This is a genomic window from Radiobacillus kanasensis (assembly GCF_021049245.1).
GTDB classification, from domain to species: domain Bacteria; phylum Bacillota; class Bacilli; order Bacillales; family Amphibacillaceae; genus Radiobacillus; species Radiobacillus kanasensis.
In genome coordinates this window covers 1,396,900-1,411,275 of record NZ_CP088020.1, presented here as the reverse complement: position 1 = coordinate 1,411,275, position 14,376 = coordinate 1,396,900, and the positions used below count along the sequence as shown (strand labels likewise).

Annotated in this window: 12 protein-coding genes; 3 read left to right on the top strand and 9 right to left on the bottom strand. The window is 36.5% G+C overall.

Annotated elements, in window-relative coordinates; genetic code table 11:
• Positions 1-27 precede the first annotated feature (27 nt).
• A complete protein-coding gene (locus KO561_RS07420) occupies positions 28-972 on the top strand; it encodes a metal ABC transporter substrate-binding protein (RefSeq protein ID WP_231096479.1) in 945 nt (314 codons plus the stop codon).
• A gap of 180 nt (positions 973-1,152) precedes the next feature.
• Here the strand turns inward: KO561_RS07420 and KO561_RS07415 are convergent, their stop codons facing one another.
• The 4 genes from KO561_RS07415 to KO561_RS07400 all read right to left on the bottom strand — a co-directional run bounded on the left by KO561_RS07415 (position 1,153) and on the right by KO561_RS07400 (position 5,105).
• Positions 1,153-2,631 carry an aldehyde dehydrogenase family protein gene (locus tag KO561_RS07415; protein WP_231096478.1) on the bottom strand — a complete coding sequence of 493 codons (1,479 nt, stop codon included), beginning with the start codon at positions 2,629-2,631 and terminating at the stop codon, positions 1,153-1,155.
• A gap of 194 nt (positions 2,632-2,825) precedes the next feature.
• On the bottom strand, positions 2,826-3,770 hold the full coding sequence (locus KO561_RS07410) for a TRM11 family SAM-dependent methyltransferase (protein WP_231096477.1): 945 nt from the start codon (positions 3,768-3,770) through the stop codon (positions 2,826-2,828).
• Between the two features lie 26 nt (positions 3,771-3,796).
• Positions 3,797-4,768 carry an HNH endonuclease gene (locus KO561_RS07405; protein WP_231096476.1) on the bottom strand — a complete coding sequence of 324 codons (972 nt, stop codon included), beginning with the start codon at positions 4,766-4,768 and terminating at the stop codon, positions 3,797-3,799.
• A gap of 13 nt (positions 4,769-4,781) precedes the next feature.
• Positions 4,782-5,105 carry a pyrophosphohydrolase domain-containing protein gene (locus KO561_RS07400; protein WP_231096475.1) on the bottom strand — a complete coding sequence of 108 codons (324 nt, stop codon included), beginning with the start codon at positions 5,103-5,105 and terminating at the stop codon, positions 4,782-4,784.
• A gap of 114 nt (positions 5,106-5,219) precedes the next feature.
• On the opposite strand from KO561_RS07400, the gene KO561_RS07395 reads away from it, so the two are divergent.
• The gene (locus KO561_RS07395) at positions 5,220-5,615 is read left to right on the top strand and encodes a (deoxy)nucleoside triphosphate pyrophosphohydrolase (protein ID WP_231096474.1); all 396 of its coding nucleotides are present in this window, start codon (positions 5,220-5,222) and stop codon (positions 5,613-5,615) included.
• A 27-nt stretch (positions 5,616-5,642) separates the two neighbouring features.
• Here KO561_RS07395 and KO561_RS07390 read toward each other — a convergent pair whose 3' ends face one another.
• Positions 5,643-8,792 (bottom strand): DEAD/DEAH box helicase, encoded by a 3,150-nt coding sequence (locus tag KO561_RS07390; RefSeq protein WP_231096473.1) that lies wholly within the window; start codon positions 8,790-8,792, stop codon positions 5,643-5,645.
• Positions 8,793-9,348: 556 nt separating this feature from the next.
• Positions 9,349-10,833, bottom strand: coding sequence for an esterase/lipase family protein (locus KO561_RS07385; protein WP_231096472.1), 1,485 nt, complete (start codon positions 10,831-10,833; stop codon positions 9,349-9,351).
• A gap of 273 nt (positions 10,834-11,106) precedes the next feature.
• Here KO561_RS07385 and KO561_RS07380 point away from each other — a divergent pair, with 273 nt between their 5' ends.
• Complete coding sequence (locus KO561_RS07380) at positions 11,107-11,478, top strand: SLAP domain-containing protein (RefSeq protein ID WP_231096471.1); 372 nt, start codon at positions 11,107-11,109, stop codon at positions 11,476-11,478.
• A gap of 41 nt (positions 11,479-11,519) precedes the next feature.
• On the opposite strand, the gene KO561_RS07375 is transcribed toward KO561_RS07380, so the two are convergent.
• The 3 genes from KO561_RS07375 to KO561_RS07365 all read right to left on the bottom strand — a co-directional run bounded on the left by KO561_RS07375 (position 11,520) and on the right by KO561_RS07365 (position 14,278).
• Entirely contained in the window at positions 11,520-12,101 is a 582-nt protein-coding gene (locus KO561_RS07375; protein WP_231096470.1) for a CBO0543 family protein, read from the bottom strand.
• An 84-nt stretch (positions 12,102-12,185) separates the two neighbouring features.
• Positions 12,186-12,425 carry a hypothetical protein gene (locus KO561_RS07370; RefSeq protein ID WP_231096469.1) on the bottom strand — a complete coding sequence of 80 codons (240 nt, stop codon included), beginning with the start codon at positions 12,423-12,425 and terminating at the stop codon, positions 12,186-12,188.
• Positions 12,426-12,559: 134 nt separating this feature from the next.
• Entirely contained in the window at positions 12,560-14,278 is a 1,719-nt protein-coding gene (locus KO561_RS07365) for an IS200/IS605 family accessory protein TnpB-related protein (RefSeq protein ID WP_231096468.1), read from the bottom strand.
• Positions 14,279-14,376: the final 98 nt, after the last annotated feature.

Below are 14,376 nucleotides of genomic sequence, written 5' to 3'. Positions count from 1 at the left end.
TACTATTTTAAAAGGGAGAGTTTTAACATGTTTAAGAAAAGCTTGTTATATTTAATGATGGCAACCCTAGCCATCACACTTCTTTCAGCTTGCAGTGAGAGCACGAATCATTCATCTGGCAAGAGTAGTGATGGCAAAGTCCAAGTTGTAACAACCTACTCTATCGTGTATGACATCGTCAAAAATGTCGGAGGAGATTTAGTCGATATTCATAGTCTTGCGCCAATTGGTTCTAATCCACACGAATATGATCCGCTACCAGAAGATGTTCAAAAGACAACGGATGCTGATGCAGTATTTTATAACGGTTTAAACCTCGAAGCAGGCAATGCATGGTTTGATGATTTAATGGAAACCACCGGTAAAGATGGAGAAGATGCTCCTGTCTTTCGTATGAGTGAAGGCGTAAAACCGATGTACCTTACAACGGAAGGAAATGAAGGAGAAGAAGATCCACACGCTTGGTTAGATGTTGAAAACGGGATTAAATATGCCGAAAATGCGCGTGATGGCTTAATCAAAGTGGATCCAGATAATAAGGAAGTCTATGAAAAGAACGCGGAAGACTATATCGCGAAATTAGAGAAGCTTCACGATGAAGCAATATCGGAATTTAACAAAATACGGAAGGAGCAACGTGTTCTAGTTACAAGCGAAGGGGCATTCAAATACTTCAGTAAAGCGTATGGATTCCAAGCAGAATACATTTGGGAAATTAACCAAGAAAACCAAGGAACACCAGAACAAATTACCAGAATCGTAGATATTATTAATGAAAAGCAAATTAAAGGATTATTCCTAGAAACAAGTATTGACCCAAGAAGTATGGAAGCCGTATCTTCTGAAACAGGTGTAGACATAATGGGTGAAGTATTTACCGATTCACTAGGAGAACCTGGTGAGGATGGGGATACCTATATCGATATGATGGAGTGGAATATTAATACGATTAAAGAAGGCTTAACTCATTAACAAGCCTTTCAATGATCTTTAAAAGAAATAAGAAGCACATTTTGTTAGGAATGGTGCTTCTTATTTCTTTACCAATTATTTCACTAAAATTCATTTAAACAAGTAAATTGTGATTCGGTGCCTTGAACGGCTTTGCTGCTTTAGTTGTTCCATTTTCCTCTTCAGAAATCTAGCTTGCACCTATTCTGGAATATATGGAAGATCTAGATTTTTCGGAACGTTTATCACATGTGTATCTGTGTAGGCAAGAAGTCCTTCTTTTCCATATTCACGTCCAATTCCAGATTGTTTCACTCCACCGAACGGGAACCGTACGTCAAGTCCTTGGACGGCAGCTGTGTTAATCATCGTTGTTCCAGCTTGGATGTGTTTCGCAACCTTAACGGCATGCTCTTCCTCACCCCAAACAGAACTTGTAAGTCCAAAGATACTATCATTAGCAAGATGGATGGCATGTTCGTCATCATCAAAAGGCAAGATAGGAACGGTTGGACCAAATTGTTCCTTCTCCACGATTGGGTCTTTCTGGTTAGCTCCTAAAACAACAGTTGGCTGCATGAAATAACCTTCTTCAAATAAATCTTGATCCAAAATTTCACCTAATTTAATTACCTTCGCCCCTTTTCCTGCTGCATCATCGATTAAACTTTGAACATACTTTGCTTGCTTCTGATTATTAACAGGGCCGACGGTAACATTCTTATCAAAAGGATCTCCAACTCTAATCCATTTGTTTGCAGCTTCGATATATTTTTCTACAAACTTGTCATAAATGGACTTGTCCACATAAATTCTTTTCGCAATCATACAGATTTGCCCAGCGGTAAGAAAATTAGATATGACCAGACGTCTCATTGCCCTTTCATCATTCACATCAAAATCATTTAAAACTAGAGCAGCATCATTGCCACCTAATTCTAACGTCATATGCTTAATTGTATCTGCAGCTGCCTTCATAATATGTTTGGCTGTTTCCGTACCACCAGTGAAGGCAATTTTCGCGATCTTTGGATTAGACGTTAACTCCACACCAACATCTGCTTCCCCATGGACAAGGTTTAACACTCCTGGCGGAAATTCATTTGCAATGATCTCTACAACTTTACTAACAGCAAGCGGCGCTAAAGGACTTGGTTTTAAGACCATTGTGTTCCCTGCCAACAATGCTGGTGCAATCTTTATTGTAGAAAGGGATATTGGGTAGTTCCATGGTGTAATAGCGGACACAACACCAATAGCGTCTTTAGCAATTATTGTCTTCCCGTTATCGTGTTCCTGCACATCATTTTTCAATACTTCCTTTACATTATCACAGGCATATTCCATCCACATTAAGGAAACGCCTATTTCACCTTCCGAATCATATAGCGCTTTTCCATGCTCCCGAGATAATAACTTTGCAATTTCCGGTGTAGCATCCTTTATTTTTTGAATGGCAGTTCTCATTCGTTCAATACGTTCATCTATGGAAGATTCGCGCCAGGTAGAAAAAGTATCGTAGGCTACATCTATCGCCTTAATCGTATCTTCAACCGAATTAACCGGGGCATATCCGACGATTTCCTTTGGATGAGTAGGGTTCTCCCTTGGGGCATGTTTTTCTATCTTATATTTTTCTCCGTTTATAATGGCATCGATGGTTATTGGATTTTCGGACATAAATCAACTTCCATCCTTTCTTATGGTAGATTTGGTATAATGTACCCTAAAAAAGAAGAAGTAATTCATCCGATATTTTTAACAGGAGACAGTTCGTTGTTTAAGGCCAAGACATTTTAGAAAAACATAGGGATAGCCCGTCTATTCCCTTTAACTCTGCTTTTTCTTTTTAAAAATACAAACATTGAGAATCATTATTCACATACAATGATTTGTCTCACAAACTTACGTTTTCTTAGTTCAGCGCGGTCCAACATATGAAATCCTGAATCACGAAGTAAGTCATCAATTGGTTCAACGGTGACAACCACTAAGCGCTTTGTGAACTGTCGGGCACTTTGTAGCATTTCAAGTTTTTCTTCATCAGACAAAACAGAGCACAAGTTGTAAGGCAAATCGATAATGGCAATATCATAACGATTAGTTATATCTTTTATATCTCGTAAAGCTACATCCGCACTATAATGGAAATGACCAATGTTTTCCCTAACACCTTTCATAACCAAGGGATTATTATCACTTCCTTCTATATCAATCCCCATCGAGAGTGCTTCAATCAAAACAGTTCCAATCCCACAACAAGGATCTATAGCCCTCACTCCTTCTGGATTAGGAATAGCAATGTTCACAATTGCTCTTGCGACACGTGTATTTAACGCAGTCGAATAACTATTTGGTTTGTTTTTATGCTGCAGCCATACTGCCCGATTTTCATGATAATCCCCAAACACCCAACTTCCGTTTACAAACATGACTCCAAACACTCTCTCTGGATTATGGAGATCTGGTGTACCTGGAATATGTAAACCAACTTCTCTTTCGATTCGGCGTCGTTCCTTTAATTCTATTTTAGTTAGCTTATTTTGAACGCATCTTACCTTAAACGTTTCGAGGATCTTGTCCATCTCTCTAAGATGTGGAATAATATCGCTTATACTCTCGCCCTCGTATAAAATATCTATTCTTTCACGAATAAATGGACTTCGGCTAGGGTCCATTTTGATATTGCTTTCAACCGTGGTGTATTGTGAGTGAGTATCTGTCTGGAAAAGAGTTCGCATTTCCAAAGCACAGAGTGATATTTCTTCTTCTGCACAGGTGTAATTGTAGATATAAGTTGGTTCATGAGTGTAAGACATTTTATACATTTCCTTTGCAGCATTCTTTATTTTTGAGGAATCCAAATCTGATCAAAGCCATTCTTTATAGAATAATCGTAAAGTAAGATTATTTTCTTCTTATTATAATTGGCCATTAATGGAGAGTCGGATGATACCTGAATTCTCGTTTCTAATTGCTGATTTCTTTGTACGATAAAACTTAAATATTCTTTCTTTGGTAGTTTATCTCTTTTAGAATTGTTACATACTCTGCATGAGAGCACCAGATTCCATATTTGATCTGATTGAACGAAAGACCATGGGATAAAATGGTCGACTTCTGTTTTAGATTGCATAAGATTTTTCCCGCAATAAAAGCAAATGTTTTCAAAATAGCTTGTCAAGATATTTTCAAAAGGACGTAAGGAGCTCCTTTTTGCAATGCTTTCAACTTTATTCAAAAGATAATTAATGCTTGGCACATCATTTAAATCTTCTATCATTGCCGCCATATGATAGTTCGTTAAATTCACAATCAACCTCTGATAATTAAGCATGAAGGCATGAACAGCAGGATTTAACCTAAAGTATTCTCTTCTATGGTCAAACGCATAAAACCTGCCGCGTGTATCCCCATACAAAGCGCCAAAGACATTCGTTTTCATTACAGTTTTTACTTGATTAACTAACTTTAGTTGGATACTACCTTTTATTTTTTCAAAACTAAAATCAGATGGAATCATGTACTTATCTTGGTATTCTTTTATTATCGTTACAACTTTTGCGTTCTTTGGACCTCTATTATGATAAATTAATTCATTTTGAACAATGAGGTTCCAATACACTTTAGTAAAGGAATAAGCAAGCTGGTCATAAGTGATTTCGAAGTCATCATTGGTTTGATATAAATTCTCTATCAACGCTTTAATAAGTACGTACTTATAGGTGGATGATTTTGCAGACTTGTTAGACAAGACAACAGTAAAAATACGCCATATTTCTTCGTCTGTAAGGTAAAGTTCCTTTATTTCACCCACCTTTGCTTATGGCTCATTTCTTAACCTCCTTGAGAAAAATTCTCTTCTCAAATCCTCCTCGTTCTCGCTTCTTTTCCTCTCTTATTTTTTCAACTTGTTCTACTGTGGCATCGTTCAACTTAATTAAAGCATGAAGCACTTCAAGTATGTCTGCTGCTTCTTGAAGAAATTCCTCTTGAGTGGCTGCATCCATCAATTCTTTTGTTTCTTCCCAAAACTTCTCTTTCAAAAGTCTATCGTAATCCTTTTCTTGGATAGTTTCGATGGTATATTGCTTTCCTGATTCGGAAATAATTTTAGGAATTTTATCTCGAACTAGCTTGTTATATGTAGGCAACTGACTTCCTCCTGTGTTTATTTATATACATAATTATATCAGAATCCAAAATTGAGATATTTTAATTTTCTCAATTCTATGAGAAGATAATTCAAAAACGTACCGGAGGATCTCATGCAAAAAGTTATGAAAGTAGTTGCAGCAGTAATTGAAAATGATCGAAAAGAAGTGCTTTGCGCGCTCCGATCTCCATCAATGGAGATACCAAACAGGTGGGAGTTTCCTGGTGGAAAAGTTGAGAAGGATGAAGATGTGCTTACGGCTATTGTGCGTGAAATAAAAGATGAACTTGGTTGTGAGGTTAAGCCAGTAGAAATTCTAAATGACCATACCCATCATTATGACACCTTTACCATTCAATTAATAGCTATTAAATGTGCCCTCCTAGACGGCGAACCTACAGCGAAAGAACATTCAACACTTTTATGGTTAAATAAGAATTCTCTGGAATCCTTAAGATGGGCACCAGCTGATATTCCAGCCGTACAATTACTTATAAACGAAAAATAAGCCCTTCTTTATATGAAGGACTTATTTTTAAATGATACTTTTATTTGCTTTAGGAACTAATGTTGGTGGCAACTCATAATCTAACTCCCAAATAAAGCTTATTGGGGTTTCTCCATAATGCCTTACATAATTACAAGTGCCGAGAAATGTAAACGCAGAAGTGTATCCATTTTCTTTCTTAAACTCCCGGACAAAAAGAGCTATTTTATGATTGTTTTTATTATGGTTCATATACCTCTTTGCAGTAGGACTTCCTGCGGTAAGCGTACTTTGGGACTGCCAATGGAATAGCTTCTCATTAATTGCGTAATCTTCATAAAGTGTTGAAGGAGAGAAATCTTTTTCAGATTTATTTAGCGTTGTAAAAAATATATCCATTTTCTTTTCCGAGAAATATTTAACTCCTTCTCTAAATGCTGGGCACTTTTCTTCATTAAAGTACCCGAAGGCTGCCATTATTTGTTCTTTTGAATAAGTCGAATGAACAGTTAACGGACAAGTAAAACCAAAATCATTAGGAATCTCCATCGTTTTAATAGAATGGTACATAAAGTTTAAAACGCTATAAATTTCATCACACATTCTTTTATTACCCAGAAGCAGATCCAAACCTTCTTCGATAGAAAGTAATCCTAACTTACTCGGCTCTTTCTGATAAAAAGAGTAATAGAACATGTTTTTCATTAGGTGTTCTTCCTCTGTTTTAGGTGAACGATTTCCGTTTACAAAATCAATAAAGTACTCCAAAAGCCTTTTTGAATTTAATGGAAAAAGCTTGTGTAAACGCTTCGTGACTAATTCCTCTTGTTCACAGTAAAAGTCTTCTGCTAAGCCAGCGTTAACCTTCATTCTCTCAAACGTTCTTCTACCACCTTGACCATAAAAATCATAAACACTCAAATGATGATGCTCGAGAAAGTTTGATAAAGTTAAATCTAAGCCAGTCTCTTGAGTGAAATACTTCATTTTCTCTGTTAAATTCTTCGTTGAGTTTGTCGCGGCTTTTATATTTCTTAAAATATACTCTTCACCCTGTTTTTCTAATTGAATAAAACTACCTTTTGGTAAATTAGAAAAGCCCTCATCAATATAATGCTTAATAGAATACTTAGTCTTCCCGATTAGAGCTCTAAACTTTTCTTCAAAATTATAATTCTTGTGGGCTTGGCCAACAAAATCTAATACAGTAAGACACTCTTTTCCATCGGCCAGTCTAAGACCTCTTCCTAGCTGTTGTAGAAAAACCGTTAAACTTTCGGTTGGACGTAAAAATAGGATGGTATTTACATCCGGAATATCTACCCCTTCATTATATAAATCTGCTACAAAGATAAATTGGATCTCTCCCTTGAATAATTTATCTTTTGCCAGTCTTCTAGTCTCTGAATCAGACGATCCATACAAGGCTAAGGAAGGAATATTGTGTGCATTAAAATAATTAGCCATATATTTTGCGTGCTCCACTCCTGCACAGAATCCCAAGCCTTTGACTTCACTAATATCCGTAACATACTTAGTTAAACTTTGAACGATTTGCTGGCTTCTTCTCGTATTATTGGTATATACGTTTTCAAGTTCACTAGTGTCATAGCCCTTCCTATTCCATTTGAGCATGGATAAATCAACCGTATCACTTACACCAAAATACTGAAAAGGACTAAGTAATTTCCGATTGATAGCTTCCGTTAATCGCATCTCTGATGCTATCTGACCATCAAAATGCTCTAAAATATCTTTACCGTCCATTCTTTCAGGAGTAGCCGTTAGCCCTAGTAAGATTTTAGGTTGAAAGTGACCCAGTAATGTTTGATATGATTGAGCTGCTGCGTGATGAAACTCATCTACAATAATAAAGTCGTAGAAATTATGTGTTAATGTTTCATGAAGCTTCATACTGTTGAAGCTTTGAATGCTAACAAACAAATGATCCATGGATGACGGAGTATGCCCTCCAACCAATAGATCTCCAAAGTTAAAATCTCTTAGAATCGCTCTGAACGTATCCTGGCTTTGCTTTAAAATTTCTTCTCTATGGGCAACAAATAACAAGCGAGCTCTTTTCCCACTCTTTGCAAGAAAGTTCTTGTAGTCGAAAGCAGAAATAACGGTTTTCCCTACTCCGGTTGCCGCTACAAGTAGGTTTCGTGTTCTACCGAAGACTTCTCTCTCGACTTGAAGGTTCTCAAGCATTTCTTTTTGATAATGATAAGGCTGAATATCGAGGGTAAAGGAAAAATCATTCTTATACTCCTTCGCGTCTTTTCTAAGTGCTAATCGAAGCTGTTCATGATCCGCTTCCTTACCGTGATGAAAGTCTTTAAATTCTTTATCATTCCAATAACTTTCAAAGGTTGCTTCAAATTTTTTAATAATATCAAATGAGTCCTTTTCTGTTACCTTTAGATTCCATTCCAATCCGGAGGTTAATGCTGGATTCGAAAGATTCGACGATCCAATGTATGCAGTCGTAAATCCCGTCTCTCTTTTAAACATATATGCTTTTGCGTGTAATCTAGTCCGGTCGACATCATAAGAGATTTTTATTTCTGTATTATGTAGCTTACTCAGCTCGTCTACCGCTTTTAGGTCGGTTGCTCCCATATAAGAAGTAGTAATGACCCTAAGTTGACCGCCGTTATTTGTAAACTGTTTTAATTCTTCTATAATACAGCGGATTCCACTCCACTTTACAAAAGAAACAAGGAAGTCTATTTGATTCGAAGACAATATCTCTTTCTTTAATTCACTCAGCATATCTGGTTCGTACGTGGAGCCTGTAAATAAAGAGCTTTCTGCAATAGAAGTTACAGGTCTTACCGATTTTTCTTCACGTATTCCTTTAATAGTGTTAATTTTAGAATAGACAGAGAGGAGAACCTCACCTGCTTGATCTACTTCAAGCAGCTTATATTCCTCGGGTCCTAGGGTTTCTCCAAGTGTCTTAAGGATGCTGTTACACGTCTCTATTTGTTTGATTAGAGCTTCTTTATCATCCGTTTCATTATCCCGTACAAATTTTAAAGCTTTTCTTGTAATCAAAGATATATAGGTGGAAAGCACCTTTCTAGCTTCCTCTACATCTATTGATGATTTTTCTATTTGTGAGGCTTCACCGATATTAGACAATTCATTTTTCAGTTTGTTATTAATGATTTCTTCGTAAATTCCTTGTTTCATTATCTCACCCCTTTATATACTATTGCGTAGAAGGTTTTACTCTCTTTAATTGATGTAATGTCTTGCCAGTAGTATTTTTTCACTCATTCCACCTAATTGCACGTCTTTCTAATACAGCTGCTGCACTAGGTGAACTAGACACATTGTCCGATTCAAAAATCAACACCATTTAGCTTCAGGATTCCACTGTTAATTAATCTCTGTCTCATATTTACAACAGAGTTTTTAGCTGTTCTTGTTTCTTTTATGTTAAAAGTGGCCCCTTATAATCAACTAACCCGTCATCCGTGTATGTACCTGGTGCTTCAGCATGTTTACCTTTACAAAACAACATTTCCCTTTCACAGGGCTATTATTTTTACAATCTCTTAAAAATTATTGGCGTTAGTATCAAACCTACAATAATTGTAATTCAAGTTACCAAAATAGAAGATTAACACTGCTAGATTCTATTTTAGCATAATAAAACTCACAAATATCATGTGACTACAAGCATAAAAGTTTATGAATGCAGAGAAGAAAGCAGGAACTCCATAAGTTCCTGCTTTTGATCGTTTTACTTATACACTTTGCCATTTTTATCTACATAAACGGTTTTAATCTTTGTTCTTTCAAACTTGCTTTTTCCCTGTTTCCCTTCAATATCTATAGTAATGTTATAGACTCCTTCCCCTAGATTTGGCACCTTAAGAGTGGAATCCTTCACTTTTACCTTTCCTTGTTTGAGCTTTCCATTTTTGTAATACTCGATTGTTGCATCCGCTTTTATTTTCAAAGACTTATCTTTAGTTTTCATTTTGATTGTGTCGTTAGTAAGGGATAGCTTTAGCGAATCATTCAACGGGCTATCCACTGTAACGTGTAGCAAATATTTTTGTTTAATCTCCGTTTCTAACGTCCACGTTCCTGAGGCTGGATTTGGAATTGTTAAAGTGTGGTGATAAGCTCCGTTAAAATACTCCGTTTCATCTACATTCTTTTTGAAATTCGTATATTTTTTATTCGTAGGACCGATTAAAGTTAGATCTGATATTTCCTGATTACTCATCCAATCGATGGTAATTTCATCAACCCCTTTTTCAATATTAAAGGATTCCTTTTTCATACCCGCTGTTTCCCCACCACGTACGATAGAAGCAATGCCGTTTTCTGTAGGTTCCACAGATGTTTGTTGTACTTTAGCTATTTTTGGACTGGACATGGCATAATTTTTTTCGCCTAAGTAACTTTCAAAAAGTGAAAAAGTGGATGTCCCTTCCTTAATACTGGAATGATCCCATGCTCCAATCTGTAGTTCAGTAGCATAAGGAAGTCTGGAACTTGCTACAGTTACGGCACCGTCATTTGCCCCATAGCTATTCAGGTATAATCCTCCCCAATATAAGGAGCTACCGAAGCTGCCAATTTCAGTACCACCGAATGTATAGATTGGCACTTGCAGCACATTACTTTTACCGTCTGTTTCCGAACGGAAGTACTCCATATAACCGGTCTGTAAGGAATAAGTCGCATCACTTTTACTCCCAATAATATTGGCCAACCAACCAGCCCAGCTACTATATGCCAGATCAGCAAGCTGGGAGCCGTGATGAGGGCTCGATAATGTTATGACTCTTTCAACATAAGGGGCTGCCCCATAATGAACTAATGCTGATTGAGTGTCTACACCACCCTTACTATGCGCAACCACCACCACTTTTTCACCGAAGTAACTATAAATATCTTTAACTTTTTGAGCGAGAAGACTTCCGTTATCCCACATGTTATTGGTCGGGTACAAATCAATAAAAGCTGTTTCAAAACCAGCTTGGTAAGCCGTATTATACATGTCATTTTCTTCCCACCATGTACTAGAGGAACTGTTAAGTCCGTGAACAAATAGAATGGTGTGCTTAGAGGAAGCTACATAAGAAGGAGTGGTTCCAACATACCAATTTCCAGGAGTTCCTGATGGATCATCCTTTCCAAATGAACCTGCAGAGATTATGGAAGGGAACATGAGAAGTAACGTTACACTAGTAAGAAGTACCTTTTTCAGCATTTCATCTCTCCTTTTTGTTTAAAAAATAAGTAATCACTAGATTATATAAGGAAGATGATTTGTTAGTACTTCTTTTTTCAATATTTACTTTTATTTCATGATAAGGATAGTTATCCATCATAATTTCTACTAGTAAAATAATAGGACGAGCTTAATGGTGAACACGTTATATTTCCATTTCCATTAAACCCCTTAAGTATAGTTGGTACAATAACATCACCACTCTATCTGTTACAATTAAATAAATAGACTTTATTGAAGGCTGGGATAACGATGCAAAAGCTTGTATTTGAAGAAAAATGGGATAAAACTATAGCGAATGCAGATCGATTTTTTATAGAAAAGGTTTTTTCAGAATTAACATTAAATGACGAGGATATTATACAATTCACTCCAATAAGACAAGCTGTGAATCATAAGGAGGACTTGCTTGTAACCGTGATTATTCACAACACTTCAGGGGAAGGACTTTCTTTAAACCAGCAAAAACTATCCTATATGGAGAACGATTATTTAATGGCCGAGGAAACGTTCTTCTTACCTGTCGTATTACCTCCGTTCACAAGCATGCCTTGGACCTTTATTTTCCCGCGGAAATCTATACAACATAATGCTTCACTAAAAAATGGTTGTCTAGTGATATAATGCATATAAAAAGCTTTAGAATGGATGGTTAATAATCCTGTCTAAAGCTTTTCTAGTGAATCATCACGTTTAAAGTAGAAAAAGATATTCGTAATCCATTTGGATAGAAGCATGATGACAACATATCCTATGAATAAGGTAAAGTAATTAGCTCCTTTGTTTAGTTGGAACAAATCCAGTGCTACCAAGATTGGCTTGAATACAAAAGAAAGAAAAACGCATAGTCCAAGAAAATAGACATAGAAGTTTTTCTTATGTTGAATGATCCATTGATAGAGGAACATAAAGACTACAGGAATAAGGGAAACATCTAATCCAAAATTGACACTCAATAGTGGCATTACTTGATAAGGATAACTCCAGTAGTTTAACTTGGCGCCGAACATATCTATATACGTAAACCAAATGTGAACATTAAATCCAAAGAAACCTAAGAGAAAAGCTCGTTCTCTGTCCATTTTAAAAAATAGAACAATAAGAGGGATAACAAGCATAGCCAATATAACCCAAAATTGCCATGTATTGAAAGAAGAGAACTCCTTCCAGTACTCCATATAACCTTTCGTTAGACTTTCTTGTCTATTATCTAATTGATGTAGCATTTCCTTCTGAGCTTCACTCATAGTTCAAGCCTCCTTAACCTTTACGTACTCCATTACGTTTTACCTTTTTCCAGAATTTATTCCGCATAAAAAAAGAATGAATCTTTAGGACCCATCCTCTGTTCTTGCTGATTCTGTTATGAATGGCACAGCTTTTGATTGTAAAGCATCGGATAGTGCATTTTTTAATGAAGCTACATTCTCATCTGATAGCCATTCTCCATAAATCATTTCCTCATCATAAACACTCCCTGTATTTATGATGATATTCTCCTTAATCTCTACTACCTTTTTTATTTTTGCTAACGAAATTTTTTTCTTATGAAAGTTACCCTTATGAATCACAATCTCCTCGTCATTCAGACGAATATAATCCTTTTCAGGTAATCGAAAATATTGAACTACCCCCACCAAATGCTAAACATTTGGAAGGGGATTCTCAAAATGAGAAGCTGCTAAGCAGACCATAGCCTGTTCAACTAGACAATGGATTTTCTACTTTCCTCCTTAGTAAGATTGTCTTTCCTTTTCTTAGATTCCAACAGGAAGCCGAGTGAGGAGAGTTCATCGCGAAGCCTTACTATGTCAGAAAGCTCTAAATGACCGAACCAAAAAGTTGGGACATCACTCAGGAGTCGAGAAACTGTGTTCCATTGCGCCCAATGATGTAGACCTTGTTTCTTCTCTGGAACAAGGGAATGCAACATTGGTGGAAGCTTCTCTTTGTATCCCATTGCTCTTCGAGCAATGACGTAAGAAGCAGCTTGGTGAATTGAGATTCCAAAACGCTTCATATATTTCATTTTACCAATTTGAGAAGTATAAGCCGGGTTCACCTCATGAACCTCAATCCCTAATTTCTCGGCTCTACTTTTAATAGCAGAAACCATTTTACGATAAGCAAATAAGCTCATACGCATATTTGCTTTTTTATTTCCATAAGGGTTAGAGACTTTCGATTTGGTTGTATCCAGCTTTTCTACCGCGATTCCTTTATGATGGTTCACCGCATAATCTACAATAGCAATGGCCTCTGCTTCAAGAATCTTGGTAATTTGATTGGAACTTTTTCCAACAAGGTCGAAATCCAAAACAAAACTATTAACGAATTGACCTTTATGGTTTACATTCGATACAGCAAAGTGGTCCACGTTGCAATCCACACCAATTAACCCATCCGCTTTGCTATGGTTTTTATATTCGGATGTTGGGATATCTAGTAAACACTTGAAGATATAGTAGTCGCCTTTGTCTTCGATAGACCAACCAACCGACTTTCCTAGAAGTTTCCTATCTTTGGATTGTAAGTTCATTTGTTTTTCCACAGCTGAATCTATTTGTTCTTGCCCATAAGGAAATACGAGGTCTTCTATGTGGACGATGGTTCCGTCAGGAGTTTGGAAGGTTAACTGATGGGTTTTCGGATTGTAATGAAAAACAAAATTTCCTGATTTGGCATCTTTCCTTCCTGAAATCGTCATTTGATTGTACCGAGATTGGGTCCAATCCTGTTTCCAAAGGTCATGATTGTTTTTATATGTATCTAACGTGAATTGAGAACGGAATAGTTTTTTACTGCCGAAAACAACGTTATGGATATTCCCTTTTAGGCTACACAGCATCTTCTCTAATCTATCTAGTCGGAATTCCAAACGACCTAAACGGCTTTTTAATTTAACTATTTCAGAATCTATGTACGCATGTTCAAAAGAATAGACATGGAAGAAAATAAGCGTTTCATTTTTATAATGAACTCCGAACAAGTTTCCATGTTGTTGAATGTGTTTCAAGTTCCCTGGAAGGTTGATTTCGCCTTTGGCGATAGAAGTTTTTACTTTTCTCAATGAGGTTAATTTCTTTTTGGTCGTCTTGATTTTCCTTTTCACCGATTTGATTTGCTCTTTTTTATTCGAGATGTATAACTTCTGCAGTTCTTTTTGGGATTTTAAAAGAGCCTTTACTTCTTGGACAATGCTGTTGGCATAGTAATCATTCAGTTCGAATTTTTTCTTCACATGCACATGCAGAGAATCCCCATCCCTTTTTGATTTTCCTGAACGAAGTTCTTTAACCTTCGTCGAAAAAGAGTAATGTTTTGCTTGGTTGAACACAAAAAGAGCGTGACGTATGGAATCCACATGATTTTGCGCCAGTGTGTTTTTATATACACGTTTTGAAAAGTATGCTTTCCTCCCCATTTGCCCGTCATCTCCTTTTGAATATTATAAGAATATTTTACCAAAAGGAACATATGTTCGTCAATTAGAAATTACACTTTTTCGTAGTGAAAATCGAT